This window comes from Paenibacillus sp. S-38 (assembly GCF_049942825.1).
In the GTDB taxonomy this organism is placed as follows: Bacteria; Bacillota; Bacilli; order Paenibacillales; family NBRC-103111; genus Paenibacillus_G.
The window spans coordinates 47415-66852 of record NZ_CP187970.1 but is presented as its reverse complement, the minus strand read 5'-3'; the positions used below and the strand labels follow the sequence as shown (position 1 = coordinate 66852).

The following is a 19438-nucleotide window of genomic DNA, read 5'->3' as shown; positions in this document are numbered from 1 at the left end:
TGTATGATGTGCTTGTAGCCGCCGGTCACAATACCATTCGTGAGGCTGCTTCGATTTATATCGGTTGTACTATCCATTGTTGACAACATTCTCCTCGGTTATTCGAAAAAAAAGGGAATTTCAGAACATCTTGGAGAACCATGTCGACCAATCCAGGTAATCAATCACGAACCGGGCGACCTGGTAACCGAGGGCAATGGAGAGGAAGATCTGCAGCGTTTTGGCCGCTGCACTCCGAGGACGCTTCAGGAGCGCTTCCAGCTTCAATTCCTGAAGTGCCCACCAAGAAGCCCCGATGAATACCAGAACCACAGCGATATTAATGAGACCTTTCAGTCCCATGGACGCGTTCATTTGATCGACATAATCCATGCTTCGGAGCTCCTTGTACGACGAGCCTCCGGGTCTGCGGTGGCATCGTCATGGATTTTTACCCAAGTTGCTGTATCTTTAATCGGGCCGTTATCCCGGAATGCCAAATGTTTATTGGAGCATCCCGGCCAGCAGCTGGACGAACTCCGCTCGCGTCGCCTGCTGGTCCGGGCGGAACGTGCCGTCCGCATATCCGGCAATCAGCCCTTCGGCCTTCATCTGCTTGAGCAGCCCCGTACCCCAGTACGATTCGTCGATATCGGTAAAAGGCACCGCTCCCCTGTGCTTGCCGCTCATGCCGGCGCTCCGGGCCAGCATGGCGGTCATCTCCATCCGGGAAACCGGCTGGTCGGGTGCGAAGGTCCGATCGGGATATCCTTCGATAATCCCGGCCTGGGCGGCGCGGGCAATGTAGGAATAGGCCCAATGTCCGCTGCCCAGGTCGCTGTAGGCGATCTCCTTCTCCTTCGTGAAGTTGTAGGCACGCGCAAGCACGGCCGTGGCTTCCGCCCTGGTAATCGGACGGTCCGGCTGGAACAAGTAATCCTCATACCCGTTGATCACTCCCCTGCCGGACAGGCGGAGAATCGCATTCTGCGCCCAATGGCCTCCGACATCCGTGTACCCGCCGAGCAGCGGCTTTGCTTCCACCGTGAGCTCGTACATGCGGTTATCGAACGGCACGCTGGAGGTCAGCTTCACATAGTACGTCCCCGGAGCAAGCTTGCCGGTGAGCCGCTGAACGGCCGAGCCTTTCTCGTTCATCGACGAGGCGATCGACTGCATCGATCCGTCGTACAGGTGCATGTAGAGGCTGACCCCGGCAGGAATGTCTGTCAGTCCGATCCCCACCCGGCTCTCCTCTTCCACCCGGAATTGGAACCAGTCGATCTCATCGGGTTTATCGAGCAGCCCGGTATAAGGCGTATCCAGGGAGACTGCCGTGGCCTGATACGATTTGTTATTCGGTTCGTTCGGGTCCACCAGTTTCGCATCATATTCGATTCTCAGCGTATATTCGCCGACGACCGCATTGGCGTATTCCTTCACATTCGTAACCCGGATATAGTAAGATCCCGGGAATACTTCCGAGAGCTCATAGCTCTCCTCAGCCCCGTCATCCCCGTAGTCGATCGTAACCGACCTCTCCCCCTGCTTCTGTACGAGGAGCACCGGGTCGATGCGGGCGGTATCCGACGTCAGCCGAATACGCAGGGAGCCAGATTCGGGTGCGGGGAATTCATACCAGTCGGTATCCCCCGTCTGGTGGAATGTCCCCTTGACCGTTAAAGTGCGGGACGGCAGCACGGAAGCTTTGAATTGACGGTCATTGTCTTCGAAGGCATCCCGGTAAATCTCGAACGAAGTCGTCAGCCGGTAAGGCACGGCCTCGGTCTGCCCTCTGTCCTTCAGCTGCAGCTGCACATAGCTGCGCCCTTTGGAGACTGGGAAAGTTACCGTGCCGCCGCCCTGGACCGCCTTGGTCGCCAGCACCCCCGAAGCATCGGTATGCTGCATATGTACGGTCATGGCGCTGTCCATGGCCATCGACAGATTCACGGTGCCGTCATACTGCGCATCGATCACATACCAGTCCGCGTCATTACCGCCAGCGAACGAAGCGGAGACGGATTTGGCGTTCGAGACGGACTTCGCCTGGTCCTTGCGGTCGTTCGGTTCGTACATGTCCTCGGCGAACCGTTCGCTGAGCAGCCTGTCGGCCCGCAGCAGGCCATAGCCTGTCCCGGGGTCCCAGCCGGCCGGACCGAGGTCCTGGGCCGTCTGACGCACCCACTGGCGGATCTGGTGGGCCTTCAGCTGCGGGTTGCGTTCCCACAGCAGAGCTGCTGCCGCAGCCACCTGCGGGGCCGCCATGGACGTGCCGTCCTTGGCTTCATACGAGCCGCCGAGTGCGGTAGTGAACACGTTCCAGGGAGCCACCACGTCCACTTCCGGACCGGTATTGGAACGGCTGTCCACGACCCCCGCGGACGTTATGCCCCCGACAGCCAGCACCGTAGGGTAGGCAGCAGGGTATTTGACCCGGTTGCCCTCGTTCCCGGTAGCGGCCACGAGCAGCACATCCTTGGACTCGGCATACTTCACGATCTCGCTGAGGTAATCCGAGTACTTGTTGAGTCCCAGCGAAAGGACGACGATCTTGGCTCCATGATCGACCGCATAGCGGATTCCTTCACCGAGCATCGTCTCCCCGCCGGATCCGTCGGCTTCAAGCGCCTTAATCGGCATGATCCGGGCCTGCCACAGCATGCCGGCGATCCCCTTGTCGTTGCCGCCTACCGCGCCGATAATACCGGCTACGTTCGTGCCGTGGCCATTATCATCCGCGGGCGGCTGCCCCGGCTGGATGAGATTCACGCCGGGAACCAGATTGCCCTTGAGGTCCGGGTGGCTCAGATCCACACCCGTGTCCACAATGGCGATGGTCATGCCTCCTGCTCCGTGCGTGATATCCCACGCCTTTGCCATGCCGATCGAACCAAGGTACGCTTGCTTGGCAGCGAGGGGATCGCTTGCTTCCGCTCCCCTGGCCGCCTGGGTGAAGGTCAGACATAGTGCGAGACAAGTTAACGACGTTAGCGTCGACAGCTTCCATTTAGTAGCGTTCATCGCATGCAGGATCCTTTGTCTGATATGTGCGGTCTTACTTCATTATCCCATTCTAAGCGTTCCACCCTCTCCCTGCAACTGGAATCCGAAACCTTTAGAGGATTCTACATAATAACGACAGCGATACTGTTCGTGCGACCTCTTTCCGGGTTTTCCGCGGGCTCTCCGCCGCCCTTCGTCCCTGCCCTCCCCTGCCCGTTCATTGACATCCCTTCCGTTTCGGGATACCTTAAAGAAAATGCCTTTAGACGGAAGAAGGACAGCCCGCATGGACCAAAATGCCAATCTGCTGCAGCTGGATAATCAGCTCTGCTTTGCGATCTATGCCACCTCTCGGGAAATCACCAAGCTCTATCAGCCCTTCCTGGAGAAGCTTGGACTCACTTATCCGCAGTATCTGGCCATGCTGGTTCTGTGGGAGCGTCAGGACTGCAGTGTCAAAGAGCTCGGCGAAGCCCTCTACCTCGATTCCGGCACGCTGACTCCGCTCCTCAAGCGGCTGGAGGCCTCGGGGCTGGTGACCCGCAGGCGCTCCGCTGAAGACGAGCGGGTCGTGCGCATCAGCCTTACGGAGCAGGGACAGGCACTGCGCGGACAGGCCGCCATTGTGCCGCAGGCCCTGCAGCAGCAGACCTGTCTGTCGGCCGCTGAGCTGGAAGGCCTGCTTCAGCAGTTCAAGTCGCTGCTGAAGCGCGTGCATGAAGCCGGCGGCCGCACGGAGAGCGGGACCCGGGAATAGGGAAGCTCCGGCAGCAGGAACGCTGGCAGCCCGTCACCCGGTTGCAGCGGCCCGCCTATTTCTCTCTATTCCCTCAGGGACTGCGGTTCCCCCACAGGGGGATATACAGCAAAAACTCCATGCCTCCCTTTCGCGGGGATCATGGAGTTTTTGCTTTTGCTTAGAACATGAAGAACAGGTCCTTAGTCAGCGAGAAGATGCTGTCGATGTAGCCGAGCACCACGTGCGGGATGATCCCAAGCAGCAGGCTCGCTCCGGCGCACAGCCAGATGGTGATGCTGAGCGGGAGCGGAATACGGATCTCCCCTGCCGACTCGTTGCTGCGCATGAACATCTGGCGGATGAATCCGAAGTAATAGTAGAACGAGACCACGCTCGTAACGATCAGAACGGCCGCCAGCCAGTAATGCTGCGTCTGCATCGTCCCGAACATGATATACAGCTTTCCGAAGAAGCCCCCGGAGAGCGGCAGACCGGCTAGGGAGAGCACCAGCAGCACCGTCGCCACAGCTGTCCACGGCGCCCGGTAATAGAGGCCCGCCAGCCCTTTCATCTCCGAATCCCCCGTCGCCCCCTCGAGCATCATCACAACCGCGAAGATCCCCACATTCATGAACAGGTACGCGATCAGGTAGAACGCGAACTCCGAGAAGTTCGAGTAATGCACGAGCGAGAAATGCGTCGCAATCGGCACCAGCAGGTACCCCGAGTTGGCCACTCCCGAGTAAGCGAGCAGCCGCTTCAGATTCGACTGTCGCAGGGCGATCAAGTTCCCTGCGATCATGGCGAGCGCCGCTACCACCATCAGGCTCAGCAGCACATCCTGCTGGAACGGCTGCCCCATCAGTTCGCCTACGCCGAAGACGTTATAGATGACCCGGAACAGGATGGCAAAGGCTGCTGCCTTGGAGACGACTGCGAGATATGCGGTTACCGGTGTCGGCGCCCCCTGGTACACATCCGGCGCCCACATGTGGAAGGGAGCCGCCGCCACTTTAAAGCCGAAGCCGGCGAGAAGCAGGAAGAAGCTCAGATACATGAGCGGCAGCATGCCCTGTGACGCCTGACCAAGGCCTGCATTGATCTCAGCGATGACGGTTGATCCGGTCATTCCGTAGAGGAAAGACATCCCATACAGGATAATCGCCGAGGAGATTCCACCGAGCACGATGTACTTGAAGGCTCCTTCGTTCGATTGAAGATTTCGCTTGCGCATCGCTACGAGAATATAAGAAGTAATGCTGAGCAGCTCCAGGCCCACGAACAAGGTGATCAGCTCCCCCGAAGAGGCCATGATCATGCCGCCAAGCGTAGCCGGGAGGAGAAGATAGTAAAACTCGCCGATATGCGGAACATCCTCTTCCTTCACGGAGCCGATACTCATGAACGTGATCAGGCCCGCTCCAGCCAGAAGCACGAGCTTCAGCACACCCGCAAAATCATCAATCCGGTAGCTGAACTGCAGCAGCTGCTTCGGCTCAGCCGGATGCAGCATGGTAACGACAAAGTACGCGGAGAGCAGGATACTGACAAAGGACAGCCAGCCGAGGAAGTGCCGGCTGCTGCTCTTCGGCAGCACCAAGTCCAGCAGGGCCAGCACGACGCTGGCAGCGACCAAGGTCAGCTCCGGAGCGAGCAGGGCCAGGTCCGCGGCGGTAAGCAACTGTATTGGAGATTCCACCGGTCTACCCCCCTATCTTCGCGACGCTGTGGATGAATTGGTCGAAGCTGCTTACGGTTTGGTGCAGCGGTTCGCTCAGCACCGCCGGGTAGATCCCCAGCACTACGATGAACGCGACCAGCGCAATCATCGGTACGGCTTCGATCAGCCGGGCATCGCGCATCTCCGGCAGGCCGTCCTGCAGAGGGCCGTAAGTGATGCTGAGCACCCCACGCAGCACATAGACCGCGGCGAGAATGATACCCAGCGCGCCGACGGCCGTGATCACCGGATGCGATTCGAACAGTCCGAGGAACGCCAGGAATTCGCTCACGAAGCCGGACAGGCCGGGAAGTCCCAGCGAAGCCATCCCCGCAACGAGCAGAATACCGGAGATGAACGGAATGCTCTTGGCGAGTCCGCCGAGATTCGCAAGCTCCGTCGTCCCTGTCCGCTCATAGAGGCTGCCGACGAGCAGGAACATCAGGGCGGAGATCAGTCCGTGGGAGACCAGCTGGAAGACGGCTCCTTCCAGGCCGACAACGTTGAAGGCTGCGATGCCGAGCAGCACGATTCCCATATGGCTGATACTGGAGTAAGCCAGCACCAGCTTGAATTCCTTCTGGACGAACGCCAGTACGGCGCCGTATAGAATGTTAATGACGCCGAGGACCGCCAATACGCCGGCCCATGCGACAGCCTGCTGCGGGAAGAGCAGAATCCCAAAACGGATAAGGCCGTAGGCACCCATTTTGAGCAGAATGCCCGAGTGGATCATAACGATGGAAGGCGGCGCCTCGGTATGTACCTTGAGCATCCATGTATGGAACGGGAAGATCGGAAGCTTGATGCCGAACGCCACAAGCAGGAGAACAAACAGCGCCCACTTCATCGTTTCACTCAGGAAGAAGGGGTTGTTCCCTGAAGGATCGTTCTGGTTGACATAGGACTGCGTATTCTGGAACAGGTTCTCCGTGATGACGTTGATGTCCCCGGAGTAATGAATGGACGTTCCGCCGCCGGCGGCCGTCTGGCTGAAGCCCGCCGTGGTGACCAAGATCAGGAAGGCGATCAGCATAATCGCCGATCCGAGACCGTTGTAGATCAGGAACTTGTTTGCCGCCCGCTCCCGGTCCATATATCCCCAGATCCCGATCAAGAAGAACATGGGGATCAGGGTGACTTCGAAGAAGACGAAGAACAGGAACAGATCCTGGGCCATGAACACGCCGAACATGCCTGTCTCCAGAAGCAGGAAAAGGATGAAATACGTTTTCCAGCGCTTCTTGATGTAAACCGAAGCCAAGGCGGCCGTCAGGGCGACCAGGGCGGTCAGGAATACTAGAGGCAGCGACAGTCCGTCAACAGCCATTACATAGTTGAACTGATAGAAGAAGGAAGTCAGCCCGCTCAATGTTTCCTTGTTCAGCGGAACAAGAATCCAGGGGACCTCCTCCTTGAACTGCATGCCTTCGAGATTCGCGTTAAAATCGTAATACAGCCACCCGGACAGCAGCAGCGGAATCAGCGTCGCAAGCACGGCAACCGCCTTAATCCACTGGCCTTGGTTCTTCGGGATGAAGAGAAGCAGGAGCACACCGATGAGCGGTGAGAACGTAATCAGAGACAAGATAGGCAAGTTATCCGGCATCGATGAACCTCCTTCCCGCAAGCGCCAGCATCAGAATCAAGAGTCCGAGCAGGGTGGCTACCCCATAAGTCTGTACCTGGCCGTTCTGCATGCGCGAACCGAGACGCCCGGCGCCTGTAACCGCATAAGAGCAGAGACGGACCGCCCCATCCACGACATAGACATCGAAGAGATGCAGCAGGGAACCGATGCCCTGAAGGGGCTTAACGATCACCCATTGATACAGCTCATCGATATAATATTTGCGGTTCAGCAGGGTGTAGAGCCCTGGGGCCGGACCGGCCACAAGATCGGCGCGAACGCTCCGCTTGTAGTACATGAGATAACCGAGCCCAATCCCCAGCAGCCCAGCCAGGGTCGACAGGATCATAACCAGGTAGTTCGCATGCTCCTCATGAGCCTCTCCCGTCAGCCAGCCGCCGAGCCACGGATTGAATGGAGTGAACACGAAGCCGGCTCCTACTGCCAGCACGCCCAGGACCAGCAGAGGGAGGGTCATCGATGCCGGAGACTCATGCGCATGGCCGCCCTGCGGGGAGCGGGAAGGCCCGGTGAACACCAGGAAGAACAGGCGGGACATATAGAACGCGGTGAAAAAGGCGGCGATCAGGCCTACCGCGAAGAGCACCGGATGCCCTTGAACCAGTGCTTCGGCCAAGATCGCATCCTTCGACCAGAAGCCGGACAACGGGAAGATACCGCTGAGGGCCAGAGCCCCGATCGCAAACGTCCAAGCCGTGATTTTCATATGCCTGCCGACACCGCCCATCTCGTGGATGTTCTGCGTATGAACGGCATGGATGACGCTGCCTGCTCCAAGGAATAGCAGGGCCTTGAAGAATGCATGCGTGAACAGGTGGAAAATCCCGGCCGTTAAAGCGACCGAAGTGCCGATGCCAAGCGCCATCATCATATACCCGAGCTGGCTGACCGTAGAATAGGCCAGAATCCGCTTGATGTCATCCTGCGCGGTGCCGATGGTGGCAGCGAAGATGGCCGTGAAGGCACCGACCGCAGCCACTACCGTCAGCGCCGTCGGAGCTTCCATGAAAATCGGGTACGTCCGGGCGACGAGGTAGACCCCGGCAGCGACCATCGTTGCGGCATGGATGAGAGCCGAGATGGGGGTCGGGCCTTCCATCGCATCGGGCAGCCAGGTGTGCAGCGGGAATTGACCCGATTTCCCCATCGCTCCGATGAAGATGAGGATGGCAATCCAAGTTGCTGTAGCCTCCGGAATCTGCCCCTGGTGAAAGGCATTGGTGATCGCACTAAAGCTGAGCGAATGCTCCGGCATGGCCCAGAACAGGAGCAGCATGCCGAGGAAAAGCCCCACATCCCCTACGCGGGTTACGATGAATGCTTTTTTGGCGGCCGCCCGGGCTTCGGGCTTGAAATACCAGAACCCGACGAGCAGGAACGAGCAGACCCCCACCAGCTCCCAGAAGATGAACAGCTGCACGAGATTCTCAGAGATCACCAGTCCGAGCATGGAGAACGTAAACAGTGCAATATAAGCGAAGAACACGTGAATCCGCTCGTCATCATGCATATAGCCTGTCGAATAAATATTGACAAGCAGGCTGACCAGCGTCACGACCACAAGCATCAGCGCATTGAGATTGGTGACCTCAAACCCCATCGTGAGCGAAGTGTCTCCCAGCCGCAGCCATTGCATTTTGTTCCACGTGAAATCTTCCACACCGCCGCCGACCCGCTCCCAGAACACCAGAACAGCCAGGACGAACGAGGCGAAAGCGGCCACGATGGAGATATAGGGCCCTGTCCCCCGAAGGGTCCGGCCGGCTGCCGTCAGGATCAGGAATGACAGCAGCGGAAACAGCGGGATGAGCCAAGCATACTGCGAATAAGCCGATACCATGAGCTTCAAATCCTCCTCCGTGCTTACGAGAAGCAATTTCTTGCCGGCGTAAGCGTATCCTACCGCTTCATCGAATCCATCTCGTTCACATCCGTCGTTCCTTTGTTGCGGTACAGGGCAATGAGGATCGCGATCCCGACGGCCGCTTCGGCCGCAGCTACCGTAATATTGAACAAGGAGAACATTTGACCGGTCAGACCCGGCTTCACTCCGTATTTGGAGAAGGCGACCAGGTTCAAGTTCACGCTGTTGAGCATGAGTTCGATGGAGAGAAGGACGATGACTGCGTTCTTTTTGGACAGCGCCCCATATAAGCCGATGCAGAACAAGATCGCCGCCAGTGTCAGATAGGGTGTTGCCAAGCCGGTTGCACCCGTAGGCATGTTAGTCCTCCTCCCTCTTTGCTACGACAATGGCCCCGATAAAGGCCACGGTCAGCAGCACACTCATCAGCTCGAAAGGAATGACATGAGCGGAGAAAAGCAGCTTGCCGATCTCCAGCGTATTGTCAGCCACCTGCGGAAACGGGCCCGAAGGGATCTCGGACTGCTGAATCGCATAGAAGATGACCCCGAACAGCCCGGCTGCTCCAATAAAAAGCAGCACCTGGTGCCACGGCCGCTTCGGTTCTTCCTCTTCTGCTTTGGTATGTTTCGTCATCATGATCCCAAAGATCATGAGAATCGAGATCGCGCCGGCATAGATCAGAATCTGCACCACCGCCACGAACTCGGCCTCCAGCACAATGTACAGCCCCGCCATCGATAAGAAGGTGAGCGCCAGCGCAAGCACCATATGAACGACTTTGGTAAACGAAATCATGAAGATCGCTCCGCCGATCGCCAGCAGCGCACAGAAGAAGAAAGCGATATTCTCTCCGCTGGACAGAAACTCCGTGATATTCCCGAACATTTATTTCGCCCCGCCTTTCGGAAGCGCGGAGTTGTTCTCCTTGCGCACGTTGGTGTTGTTCTCGTTCAGCCACTGCAGATTCTTAAAGAGGTCATCCCGGCTGTAGGTCGACAGCTCGAAGTTATTGGTCATGACGATCGCTTCGGTCGGGCAGACCTCGGTGCAGAGATCGCACAGGATGCAGATCTCGAAATTGATATCGTACGTGTCGATAACCTTGCCCTTCTTCTCGGGGTCCGGGTTCGGTTTGCCGATCAGGTTGATGCATTCGGTCGGACAAATCCGTGCGCATTGGTTGCAGACAATGCATTTCTCCGGATCAAAATGCTGGATCCCCCGGAAGCGGTCCGGCATATTCAGCGGAACGTCTGGATAGGCATAGGTCACTTTTTTCTGGGTCATGCTCTTCAAGGTGACGCCGAGTCCCTTCACGATGCCTTTCATATCCAACTCACCCTTTCGTAAGCAGCATGGGCTGCCGGCGCAGCTGCCCTTACATCGCGATGGCCATATAGAGCGCCGTCACGAAAATATTAATGAGCGCCAGCGGAAGCAGCACCTTCCATCCGAGTCCCATGAGCTGGTCCACCCGGACGCGGGGAAGCGTCGCACGCAGCCAGAACAGGAAGAAGACGATGAACGAGAATTTGAGCAGGAACCAGACGATGCCCGGGATGAATTCCAGGAACGGCAGAGGAGCGTGCCAGCCGCCGAGGAACAGCGTGGTGGTCAATCCGGCGATCGCAAACACATAGACGTATTCCGCCAGCATGAAGAAGGCGAAACGGAAGCCGCTGTATTCCACGTGATAGCCTGCAACGAGCTCGGACTCCGCCTCCGGCAGGTCGAACGGGGTCCGGTTCAGTTCCGAGACGGCCGCAATGGCGAAGACACCGAAGCCGATGATCTGGGGAAGGAAGTTCCAATGCCAGAAGCCGCCGGCCTGCCCTTCCACGATGGTATGGAGATTCATGCTGCCCGTCATCATGATAATACCGACGATGGAAATGACGAGCGGAATCTCGTACGATATCATCTGAGCGGCGGAACGCATCCCTCCGAGCAGTGCATACTTGTTATTGGATGCCCAGCCTCCAAGCACGATCCCGATGGTCGAGATCCCGGAGAGGGCGACATAGAACAATACCCCTACGTTCAGGGAGCTGGAGATCAGCCGTTCCGTGAACGGGATGGTGGCCACCACCGTAAAGGCCGGGATAAACGTGATGACTGGAGCCAGAATGAACAGCTCCCGTTCGGCCTTGCGCGGAATCGTATCCTCCTTGATGAGCAGCTTGGTCACGTCAGCGACACTCTGCAGCAGCCCGAGCGGACCTACGCGGTTCGGACCGATCCGCAGCTGCATCCATCCGATGACCTTACGCTCGAAGTAGATCGCGTACGTAACGAAGCCGAGGACGACAAGCAGCATCACAACGCCCCAGGCCAGGAAGATCATAAAATTGGTAAATGTCAGCGATTCCTGCAGCAGCTCCGGCATCAGCAGTCCACCTCCCCGACAACGATATCAATGCCTCCGAGTATCGTGATCAAGTTCGTCATCGTCTCGCCGACGAGCAGCTTCGGCAGAATCTGCAGGTTCACGAAGGACGGACGGCGGAACTTGAGACGGTACGGCTTATCCTTGCCTTTTGAGATGAGATGAACGCCGATCTCCCCGCGCGGGGATTCGATCGCTGCATAGACCTCGCCTTCGGCCGGACGAAGCACCCGCGGCACCTTGCCCATGATTTCCCCTTCTGCGGGAAACTGCTCCAGTGCCTGCTCGAGAATCCGCAGGGACTGGCGAATTTCCTCCAGACGCAGCAGGTACCTCGCGTAGCAATCGCCCACCGTACTCGTAGGCACATCGAACTCGAAACGGCTGTACAGGCTGTACGGCTGGGTCTTGCGGATATCCCAATCCACACCGGTGCAGCGGAGGTTTGCTCCACTGAGTCCATAGGCAATGGCGGTCTCCGCATCGTACTTGCCGATGCCCTTGATCCGGGCCAGGAAAATCTCGTTGCCGCTGACGAGCTCATTGTACTCATCCAGCTTCCCGCGCATGTAGGGAACGAAATCACGCACCTTTTGGATCCAGCCCTCCGGCGCATCCCATTTGACCCCGCCGACCCGCATGTAGTTGTAAGTCAGCCGGGCGCCGCACAGCTCATTGAAGAGATCGATGATAATCTCGCGGTCGCGAAACGCATACAAGAAAGGGCTCATCGCCCCGATATCGAGCAGATACGTTCCCCACCATACCATGTGGCTCGCAATCCGCTGCAGTTCCATCACGATCAGGCGCATGAATTCCGCCCGCTCGGGGATCTCCAGTCCCATGAGCTTCTCCACAGCATGGACGAGAACATAGTTATTGGTCATCGCCGACACATAATCCATGCGGTCGGTGTAAGGAATGATCTGGGTATAAGTCAGATTCTCCGCCAGCTTCTCCGTACCGCGGTGCAGGTAGCCCATCACCGGGATCGCTTCCCTAATGATCTCCCCGTCCAGCTTTACAATGATCCGGAACACGCCGTGCGTACTCGGATGCTGCGGTCCGACGTTGAGCAGCAGTTCTTCCGTTCGAATGGCCAAGCTCCATTACACCTCCGGGTCGATCGGCTCATAATCTTTGCGCAGGGGATGGCCTACCCAGTCGTCTGCCATCATGATACGGCGCAGGTCGGGATGTCCCGGAAAATCAATACCGAACAAATCGTAGATCTCCCGTTCATTCCAGTCCGCTGTAGGAAAAATAGGCGTTATCGACGGAATCGACGGGTTCTCCCGGTCGGTCTTCACCTTGAAGCAGTAATCCTGCTTGTGATCGAGCGAGATGAAATGATACACGACTTCCATGTGGGTCTCCATATCAACTCCGGACACATTCCGGAGGTAATGGAGCCCGAGCTCCGGATGGATGCGCAGCATATCGGCCGTCTCCCGCCAGGCCTCCGCCTTGATATAGACGGTTGGGATATGGCCGCCCTTCTCGTTGATCACCGCGTCTTCCACGATGCCGTCGTGGAATTCCTTCAGGATCGCTGTCAGCCGATCCAGCAGCGGCTGCTTCGGTGACGGCTCCTTCGGCGCCTCCGGCTCAGCCCCTTCGGTCTTCGTGGTCCTCGCGCTGACACGAGCCGCTCTCGCCTCGGCAGCGGCCTTGGCCTTCGCCTCCTTCTCGGCGTCGGTCGGTGCCGCCCGCTCCGCGGCTGGGGCATCGCCGGCTTCAGCCGTCTGCGCGGCCTTCGCGGCCAGCCTCGCCGCCCGCGCTTCCGCGGCGGCCTTCACCTTCGCCTCGCGCTCGGCATCCGCGGAGCTCACCTGTGCCTCCGCCGCACCGCCGGCTGGCTCCGCGCCCTCCGCCTTCGGCACGTCGGCGTAACCGCCAGGCGGCTCGCCGGCGCCGCCCGCCTTGGCAAGCGCTGCACCTTCGACGACGCGCGGCTCTCCGCTCATCGGCGGAGCCTTCACGCCCGGCGTCGTATTGCCCTGCCGCTCTTCGCCTTCCTCCGGCTCGCCGAAGGCCCGGGCTTCCGAACGCGGGTCTGCTGTACCCGGCTTTTCGCCGTTCTGCGCCTCTCCTTCGCCGCCTCCCGCTGAGCCTCCAACCTTCGTGTTGCCGGCCGTATCCTCTGCCGTGATGAATCCTCCACCTTCGGAAGTAAAGCCTAGCCCGCGGTCGTCTTTACGCTCTCCGGCATCGCCGTCTTTTGCTTTTTTCTCCTCATCGCTCATCGGCTTGTCACCTGCTTACCGGTTTTCGCTTCGTAACGGATCTTCTCCTGCAGCTTATTGATCCCATAGATCAGCGCCGCTGGGTTTGGAGGGCAGCCGGGGATATAGACATCCACCGGAACCACCTGGTCCACACCTTTGACCACAGCGTACGATTTGACGTAAGGACCCCCGGCAGTCGCACAGGAGCCCATGGCAATGACCCACTTGGGTTCGGGCATCTGCTCGTACAGACGGCGAAGCAGCGGCGCCATCTTTTTCGTAACCGTCCCGGCTACGATCATCACATCGGATTGACGGGGGGATGTCCGGAAGATGACCCCGAACCGGTCGAGATCGTAGTGCGACGCCCCTGTACCCATCATCTCAATCGCACAACAGGCAAGTCCGAAGGTAAGCGGCCACAGCGAGTTGCTCCTCGCCCATGCCTTGATTTGTTCGAGTGTTGTCATGAAAACGTTACGATCCAGCTCCTGACGCTCTTCCGGAGTGATGTTCTCTAAATTGAAGTCCATTGCAGCACCTTCTTCTTCCAGGCATAGAGTAAGCCTATGATGAGCAGACCGACGAAGATACACATCTCTACAAGCGCAAACAAGCCTAATTGCTTATACGCAACGGCCCATGGATACAAGAACACGGTTTCCACGTCGAAGATGACAAACATCAGCGCGAAGAGATAGTAGCGGATGTTAAAACGGACTTGTCCTTCACCGACTGGCTCGTTACCGCTTTCATAGGTAGTATATTTCTCTTCTACAGGCTTGTAGGGGCGCAGCAGCCGTCCAAATGTAAGCGCTACAACCGGAAGGATCACGCCTAAGAAGAGAAATATCGTTACGACCACGTAGTTATTAAAATACATCGTGAACGAACCGCCTCCCTCTATGTAGTTTGAACTTTGTACAGATGCGGCATTCTTCTTACCGCACACCGGTGCATCTCTGCCGTCGCCCGTAGTACGAAGGCTGCAGGAACCTGATGAACTGCTTAACTACTGTTAATATATGCCTTACCAATTATAACAAATGCCATTTGGGGTGTCTAACATTTTCAGGAAGTACGAATGCGCAGGTCAAGATCCTTCGCTGGCTTGAGTGCTCTTATCATGTGCAATTTATCCCAGGCCCATACATTTTCTCTGGGGAATACTATATGGGCTGCTTTACTGTAACGCCATCGATGACGTTGGCATGCAAAATCTAGCCAATGATAACGTTTTCTTAACGTGATAGAAAAAAACGACGGTAAGTTGCCCTGCCGTCGTAATGATACCTCATATGATTATCTGCCGCCGACGTTAATCCGGTTCATTGCACGCTGCAGTGCAAGTTCCGCACGCTTAAAGTCGATCTGATCCTGCTTGGCAGCCAGACGCTGCTCGGCACGACCCTTCGCCGCCTGCGCACGATCCAGATCAATTTGGCCTGGAAGCTCTGCGCTTTCCGCCAAAATAACCACTTTGTCCTTACGGACTTCCATAAAACCGCCGTTGACTGCGATTTGAACGTCCTTCTCGCCCTGTTTTTTGACTGTTACAGCGGCGATCCGGAGTGGAGTGACCATCGGGATGTGATTCGGCAGAATACCAAGCTCTCCCCCAACACCTCTCGCAATAATCATGTTAGCCGGCTCGGCATACACTTTGCGCTCGGGTGTCACAATTTCCAACAGGAATGTGCTCACTTGGATCCCTCCTCCTACGTAAGCCTACCGTCAGCTATACAGACGGTTGATTAAGCCAGCATCCGACCCCCGAGGGAGGCCGGATGGACTTCCGAACTATGCTTCGCCGCAAGGAACTTACAGCGTTTTTGCTTTTTCGATCGCATCTTCGATCGTTCCCACGTTGTGGAACGCCGGCTCAGGAAGGTTGTCATGCTTGCCTTCGAGAACTTCCTTGAAGCTGCGCACGGTTTCTTTAACCGGAACATAAACGCCCGGGATCCCGTTGAACGCCTCGGCAACGTGCAGCGGCTGGGACAGGAAGAGTTCCAGACGGCGTGCGCGGTGAACGACGAGTTTGTCCTCATCGGACAGCTCATCCATACCCAGGATGGCGATGATATCAAGAAGCTCTTTGTAGCGCTGGAGAATTCTCTTTACGCCTTGTGCTACTTGATAGTGCTCATCGCCAAGGATTTCCGGAGTCAGAATCCGCGAGGACGAAGCCAGCGGGTCTACGGCCGGGAAGATACCCTTGGAAGCAATACCACGCTCCAAGTTCGTCGTAGCGTCCAAGTGAGCAAATGCCGTTGCCGGAGCCGGGTCGGTGTAATCGTCCGCCGGAACGTAGATCGCTTGGATCGATGTAACGGAACCTTTCTTCGTGGATGTAATCCGCTCCTGCAGTTGACCCATCTCCGTTGCCAGCGTAGGCTGGTAACCTACCGCCGAAGGCATACGTCCGAGAAGGGCGGATACTTCGGAACCGGCTTGGGTAAAGCGGAAGATGTTGTCGACGAACAGAAGTACGTCACGGCCTTCTTCATCACGGAAATATTCCGCCATAGTCAGACCGGAGAGGGCAACACGCAGACGCGCACCCGGTGGCTCGTTCATTTGGCCGAAGACCATCGCAGTCTTCGAGATAACGCCGGAGTCGCTCATCTCGTGGTACAAGTCGTTACCTTCACGCGTTCTCTCACCTACACCCGCGAATACGGAGATACCGCCGTGCTCTTGAGCGATGTTGTGGATGAGCTCCTGCATCGTAACGGTTTTACCTACGCCGGCACCACCGAAGAGACCGATCTTACCACCCTTTGCATATGGAGCCATCAGATCGATAACCTTGATCCCCGTTTCGAGGATTTCCGCTTGCGTGGACAGGTTTTCGAACGCTGGGGCTTCTTTATGGATCGGGCTTGTCAGAGTACGGTCAACCGTCTCATTCCCGTCGATCGGCTCACCAAGTACGTTGAACACGCGCCCGAGCGTAGCAGCTCCTACCGGTACGGTAATCGCAGCGCCTGTATCTATCGCTTCCAGACCACGAACCAGACCGTCTGTGGAAGACATTGCGATACAACGAACCATGTTGTCACCCAGGTGAACGGCAGTTTCAACCGTCAGGTTGATATCCTGCTCGCCAGGGTTTTGGGCTTTTCTTTGGATCTTAACAGCATTCAGAATCTCAGGGAGCTGTCCACGCTCGAACTCAATGTCGACAACCGGCCCTGTGATATTCACTACGCGGCCCTTGCTCATGTTTTCCCCTCCTAAGAACTTTGCCGAAGGCAAAGTTTGCATCGTAAGCGTTCACTCCGTCTTGCCAGAGGCAAGACGGAATTCGTAAGCATCTTTTTGAACTATGCCGAAGGCACTATGGCATCGTAAAAGCCCTGCCTAAGGCAAGACTTCACGATTCATTCTTTAGCTTTGAGCGTTTGCTCCCGCAACGATCTCCGATATTTCCTGGGTAATCGATGCTTGACGCGCACGGTTATACTGCAGCGTAAGCGTAGAAATCATCTTCGTTGCGTTCTTTGTCGCACTGTTCATTGCCGTCATCCGGGCTCCGAACTCACTTGCCTTACCGTCGAGAACCGCACTGTAGATCAGTGTCTCTGCATATTTCGGCAGAAGCACTTCCAGCACGCCTTCCGGAGACGGCTCGTACTCGTAGTTCGATACAGATGCACCAGTGACTTCTTCCAACGGAAGCAGACGCTTCACAGTTGGAATCTGCGTGATGGCATTCTTGAACTCGTTGTAGACGAGGTACAGTTCGTCATACGTTCCCTGCTCGAAATTCGCTACTGCAGAAGCAGCAACCTGCTTGATATCAGCGAATGTCGGGGAATCCGCAAGGCCCGTAACCTCTTCAACGATAGGAATATTCCGCTTTGCGAAGAAGTCCCTGCCTTTACGGCCGATAACAAAAACAGCGTAATCATTCGTGGACGTATGCTTCTCACGAATTACGTTCATTACTTTACGCAGCACGTTCGCGTTGTAACCACCTGCCAGACCGCGGTCGGAGGTGATCACAAGGTATCCGGTTTTCTTGATCGGGCGGGTCTGCAGCATCGGATGTTTGACACCCTTCGTACCTGCTGCAATGCTCGCGATCACTTCCTTCATCTTCTCGGAATAAGGACGGGAAGATTCAGCAGCTTCCTGCGCGCGTCTCAGCTTCGAGGCCGCAACCATCTCCATCGCTTTCGTGATCTGCTTCGTATTTTGTTTCGATTTGATCGAGCGCTTGATTTCGCGCATCCCTTTTGCCATGCTCTGCTCACCTCTCTTTCGAGAACACCTGAATCACTGTATAAGGAACGCCGAGCTTCCCGAGTGAGAAGCCCGGCTGCTTCTTGGTCTAATTCATTATGCGGATGGAGCGAACCCTTTTTTGAACTGGCCGATCGCATCCACGAGCGCTTTCTCGTTGTCCGATGTCAGGTCCTTCGTATCGCGAATGCTCGCGAGAATTTCCGGACGGTTGGAATCGAGGTAAGCCAGGAATTCCGCTTCGAAACGGCGTACATCCTGTACCGGAAGGTCATCTATGTGACCTCTCGTAACAACATAGATGGCTGCTACCTGCTTTTCAACCGGCAGCGGCTGGTTGACGCCCTGCTTCAGCAGCTCGAGCGTACGAACACCACGGTTCAGACGGGTTTGCGTAGCACGGTCAAGGTCAGAACCGAATTGTGCAAATGCCGCAAGTTCACGGTACTGCGCAAGGTCCAGACGGAGGGTACCGGCAACCTTCTTCATTGCCTTCGTTTGAGCGGAACCACCTACACGGGATACGGAGATACCTACGTTTACGGCTGGACGCTGACCGGAGTAGAACAAGTCGGACTCCAGGAAGATTTGTCCGTCCGTAATCGAGATAACGTTCGTAGGAATGTATGCCGAAACGTCGCCCGCTTGGGTTTCGATGAACGGCAGGGCCGTCATGGAACCCGCACCGAGCTCATCGCTCAGCTTTGCGGAGCGCTCCAGCAGACGGGAGTGCAGGTAGAATACGTCACCCGGATAAGCTTCCCGGCCCGGAGGACGGCGAAGCAGCAGGGACAACTCACGGTAAGCTGCAGCTTGCTTGGACAGGTCATCATATACGATCAGCACGTGCTCGCCTTTGTACATGAAGTACTCACCCATAGCGCAGCCCGCATATGGAGCCAGCCACAGCATTGGGGACGGCTCGGAAGCCGAAGCGGATACGACGATCGTGTAATCAAGCGCACCGGCACGGCGAAGCGTCTCAACGAGCGCGACAACCGTGGACTGCTTTTGACCTACAGCTACGTAGATACACTTTACGCCGCTGCCTTTTTGGTTGATGATCGTATCGACGGCGATCGAAGTCTTACCCGTCTGACGGTCACCGATGATCAGCTCACGCTGACCGCGGCCTACAGGGATCATCGCGTCGATCGCTTTGATACCTGTCTGCATTGGCTCATGTACCGATTTACGGGCCATAACGCCTGGTGCCGGGGACTCAACAGGACGGGAGTGCGTCGTGTTGATCGGACCTTGACCGTCGATCGGCTGGCCGAGAGCGTTCACGACACGGCCCAGCATAGCTTCGCCTACAGGTACTTCCATGATCCGGCCCGTACGCTTAACAGGGTCGCCTTCACGGATATCCGTGTAAGGTCCCAGGATAACGATACCGACGTTGCTTTCTTCCAAGTTAAACGCATAGCCAAGTACGCCGTTCGAGAACTCGAGCAGCTCTCCCGCCATTACGTTCTCCAAGCCGTGTGCACGGGCGATACCGTCACCGACTTGAATTACCGTACCTACGTCAACCACTTGAACTTCGGATTTATAGTTCTCGATCTGTTGTCTGATCAATGTGCTGATTTCTTCAGGCTTGATACTCAA

18 protein-coding genes are annotated in these 19438 nt (G+C 56.8%); 1 reads left to right on the top strand and 17 read right to left on the bottom strand.

The features are described 5' to 3' along the window. Positions 1-120: 120 nt before the first annotated feature. Complete coding sequence (locus tag ACP26L_RS00350; RefSeq protein ID WP_426450473.1) at positions 121-372, bottom strand: DUF1146 family protein; 252 nt, start codon at positions 370-372, stop codon at positions 121-123. Positions 373-483: 111 nt separating this feature from the next. Further along, the gene (locus ACP26L_RS00345) at positions 484-3003 is read right to left on the bottom strand and encodes a S8 family serine peptidase (protein ID WP_426450472.1); all 2520 of its coding nucleotides are present in this window, start codon (positions 3001-3003) and stop codon (positions 484-486) included. 268 nt (positions 3004-3271) lie between these two features. Between ACP26L_RS00345 and ACP26L_RS00340 the strand changes: the two genes are divergently transcribed. Further along, positions 3272-3742 (top strand): MarR family winged helix-turn-helix transcriptional regulator, encoded by a 471-nt coding sequence (locus ACP26L_RS00340; RefSeq protein ID WP_426450471.1) that lies wholly within the window; start codon positions 3272-3274, stop codon positions 3740-3742. Positions 3743-3902: 160 nt separating this feature from the next. Here the strand turns inward: ACP26L_RS00340 and ACP26L_RS00335 are convergent, their stop codons facing one another. From ACP26L_RS00335 to atpA, 15 genes are all read right to left on the bottom strand, one after another. Then, positions 3903-5423: an NADH-quinone oxidoreductase subunit N gene (locus ACP26L_RS00335; protein ID WP_426450470.1), complete on the bottom strand. Its 1521-nt coding sequence runs from the start codon at positions 5421-5423 to the stop codon at positions 3903-3905. 4 nt (positions 5424-5427) lie between these two features. Beyond that, entirely contained in the window at positions 5428-7053 is a 1626-nt protein-coding gene (locus ACP26L_RS00330) for a complex I subunit 4 family protein (RefSeq protein ID WP_426450469.1), read from the bottom strand. Next, entirely contained in the window at positions 7043-8935 is a 1893-nt protein-coding gene (nuoL, locus tag ACP26L_RS00325) for an NADH-quinone oxidoreductase subunit L (protein WP_426454767.1), read from the bottom strand. Before nuoL ends, ACP26L_RS00330 begins: the two co-directional genes overlap by 11 nt. Positions 8936-8994: 59 nt before the next feature. Beyond that, on the bottom strand, positions 8995-9318 hold the full coding sequence (gene nuoK, locus ACP26L_RS00320; protein WP_426450467.1) for an NADH-quinone oxidoreductase subunit NuoK: 324 nt from the start codon (positions 9316-9318) through the stop codon (positions 8995-8997). Position 9319: 1 nt separating this feature from the next. Continuing rightward, positions 9320-9847, bottom strand: a complete 528-nt coding sequence (locus tag ACP26L_RS00315; RefSeq protein WP_426450466.1) for an NADH-quinone oxidoreductase subunit J — start codon at positions 9845-9847, stop codon at positions 9320-9322. After that, entirely contained in the window at positions 9848-10291 is a 444-nt protein-coding gene (gene nuoI, locus ACP26L_RS00310; RefSeq protein WP_013913878.1) for an NADH-quinone oxidoreductase subunit NuoI, read from the bottom strand. A gap of 49 nt (positions 10292-10340) precedes the next feature. After that, positions 10341-11348 carry an NADH-quinone oxidoreductase subunit NuoH gene (gene nuoH / locus ACP26L_RS00305; protein WP_426450464.1) on the bottom strand — a complete coding sequence of 336 codons (1008 nt, stop codon included), beginning with the start codon at positions 11346-11348 and terminating at the stop codon, positions 10341-10343. Then, positions 11348-12451, bottom strand: a complete 1104-nt coding sequence (locus ACP26L_RS00300; protein WP_426450463.1) for an NADH-quinone oxidoreductase subunit D — start codon at positions 12449-12451, stop codon at positions 11348-11350. The genes nuoH and ACP26L_RS00300 overlap by 1 nt, the downstream gene beginning before the upstream one ends. A gap of 6 nt (positions 12452-12457) precedes the next feature. Further along, a complete protein-coding gene (locus ACP26L_RS00295) occupies positions 12458-13594 on the bottom strand; it encodes an NADH-quinone oxidoreductase subunit C (RefSeq protein WP_426450462.1) in 1137 nt (378 codons plus the stop codon). Next, positions 13591-14109, bottom strand: coding sequence for a NuoB/complex I 20 kDa subunit family protein (locus ACP26L_RS00290; protein ID WP_426450461.1), 519 nt, complete (start codon positions 14107-14109; stop codon positions 13591-13593). Before ACP26L_RS00290 ends, ACP26L_RS00295 begins: the two co-directional genes overlap by 4 nt. After that, on the bottom strand, positions 14094-14459 hold the full coding sequence (locus ACP26L_RS00285; RefSeq protein ID WP_426450459.1) for an NADH-quinone oxidoreductase subunit A: 366 nt from the start codon (positions 14457-14459) through the stop codon (positions 14094-14096). The genes ACP26L_RS00290 and ACP26L_RS00285 overlap by 16 nt, the downstream gene beginning before the upstream one ends. 419 nt (positions 14460-14878) lie before the next feature. After that, on the bottom strand, positions 14879-15280 hold the full coding sequence (locus ACP26L_RS00280; protein WP_426450458.1) for a F0F1 ATP synthase subunit epsilon: 402 nt from the start codon (positions 15278-15280) through the stop codon (positions 14879-14881). Between the two features lie 117 nt (positions 15281-15397). Then, positions 15398-16804 carry a F0F1 ATP synthase subunit beta gene (atpD, locus tag ACP26L_RS00275; protein WP_426450457.1) on the bottom strand — a complete coding sequence of 469 codons (1407 nt, stop codon included), beginning with the start codon at positions 16802-16804 and terminating at the stop codon, positions 15398-15400. Between the two features lie 165 nt (positions 16805-16969). After that, positions 16970-17827 carry an ATP synthase F1 subunit gamma gene (gene atpG, locus ACP26L_RS00270; protein WP_426450456.1) on the bottom strand — a complete coding sequence of 286 codons (858 nt, stop codon included), beginning with the start codon at positions 17825-17827 and terminating at the stop codon, positions 16970-16972. Positions 17828-17923: 96 nt separating this feature from the next. Further along, entirely contained in the window at positions 17924-19438 is a 1515-nt protein-coding gene (atpA, locus tag ACP26L_RS00265; RefSeq protein ID WP_426450455.1) for a F0F1 ATP synthase subunit alpha, read from the bottom strand.